The following is a 1,655-nucleotide window of genomic DNA, read 5'->3' as shown; positions in this document are numbered from 1 at the left end:
TATGAAAATTAATCCCGAAAATTTGTATCTACGCTGTATAAATTAATCGGATGACAAGGACCGTCGTCTTATGGAAACAGCTGAGCAGGTACTCATCATTGAAGACGCGGAGCAGCGTCGGCATGACTTAAGCACTATTTTGCAGTTCATGGGCTATCACACAGTGGCTATCGGTGCAGTCTACTGGGAAGATTCCGTTAGTACTTTTCCTCCGGAAACCTTCAGTGCACTATTTCTGGGTGATTTTTTACAGGCAGAAAGTTCCTTGCAGGGAATGCTTTCCCGAGTTCAGGGCTGGTGTGGCGGCGTCCCGGTTATCCGGATTGCCCAGTCACTGCCAGACAACCTGTCGTTAGCGCTTGCCAGGCAAATTATTGCACGGGTTGACTGGCCATGCAGCAAGCCGCAACTTTTATCCAGCTTGCATTACGGCCAGGTCTACCGTGAACAGTGGCGGCAGGCACACCAGACTGGCTATAACCAGCAGGTGCAGCTATTCCGTGGACTGGTTGGCAAGAGTGAGTGTATCCGGAAAGTTCGGGCAGCCATGGCCCAGGTGGCGGATCGGGACGTCAATGTTTTGATCACCGGTGAGTCCGGCACAGGTAAAGAAGTGGTGGCCCGCAATCTTCATGAACACTCCTACCGCAGAAGCGCACCCTTTGTGCCGGTTAATTGCGGTGCTATTCCCACAGATCTGTTAGAAAGCGAACTCTTTGGCCATGAAAAAGGTGCTTTCACGGGGGCTGTGACCAGTCGCAAGGGGAGGTTTGAGCTGGCTCAGGGCGGTACGTTATTTCTTGATGAAATAGGCGATATGCCCCTGCATATGCAGGTCAAGTTGCTCAGGGTTCTACAGGAGAGAACGTTTGAACGGGTTGGTGGAACAGAGCCCGTTGAGGTGGATGTTCGGATTATTGCGGCAACCCACAAGAATCTTGAAGGTATGATCGCTGAGGGACTTTTCAGAGAGGATCTTTATTACCGGTTGAATGTATTCCCTATTGAGATGCCTTCCCTTAAAGAACGGCCTGAAGATATTCCGCTGATGATTAATGAGCTGACCCATAATATGGAGAAGCAAGCCCGAGGGTCAATTCGACTCAGTTCAGCGGCAATATTATCGCTTTGCCGACATGACTGGCCGGGAAATGTTCGGGAAATGGCAAATCTTCTGGAGCGTCTGGCGATCATGTATCCCTATGGGGTTATTGGGGTTCAGGATCTGCCAGAAAGTTTCTGTCATCTCGATTTGATCAGCCAGGAAGATGATGGTGTTGCTGATTTATTTCCTGATAGTATTCAGCTAGCCGGTGCTGCCACTTCGGAAGATCTTGCAGTACTGCCTGTCGGAGGGTTGAACCTTAAGGAATATCTCACCCGACTGGAAAAAAGTTTGATTCAGCAAGCATTGAGTGACTGTAATGGTGTGGTTGCCAGGGCTGCAGATAAGCTGCAGATACGGCGAACAACCCTGGTGGAAAAAATGCGCAAGTATGGCCTTCACAGATATGAGGATTCTGTTAAAACCTGATATTCAGTGATGCAAAAAAAATGGCTACATATTCTTGTAGCCATTTTTTTTGGTAGCAGCATAGTAAGGAATTGTCCCGGAATAACTTCAGCATTTCATTCAGACTGGGAAAATGCCGCTG

Annotated in this window: 1 protein-coding gene; it reads left to right on the top strand. The window is 48.8% G+C overall.

What is annotated here, in order from left to right:
- The first annotated feature begins 70 nt into the window (after nucleotides 1-70).
- A complete protein-coding gene (locus tag KDK14_RS07745) occupies nucleotides 71-1,534 on the top strand; it encodes a sigma-54 dependent transcriptional regulator (RefSeq protein WP_257264507.1) in 1,464 nt (487 codons plus the stop codon).
- The last annotated feature ends 121 nt before the right edge of the window (nucleotides 1,535-1,655 follow it).

Source organism: Endozoicomonas sp. ONNA2 (assembly GCF_024606365.1).
GTDB lineage: Bacteria > Pseudomonadota > Gammaproteobacteria > Pseudomonadales > Endozoicomonadaceae > Endozoicomonas.
Note: the sequence above shows the minus strand (reverse complement) of the source record. Positions and strands in the feature narration are given on the sequence as shown.

Excerpts from the sequence above, each read along its gene's own strand:
- KDK14_RS07745 (WP_257264507.1), top strand. The coding sequence starts at position 71 with ATGGAAACAGCTGAGCAGGTACTCATCATTGAAGACGCGGAGCAGCGT.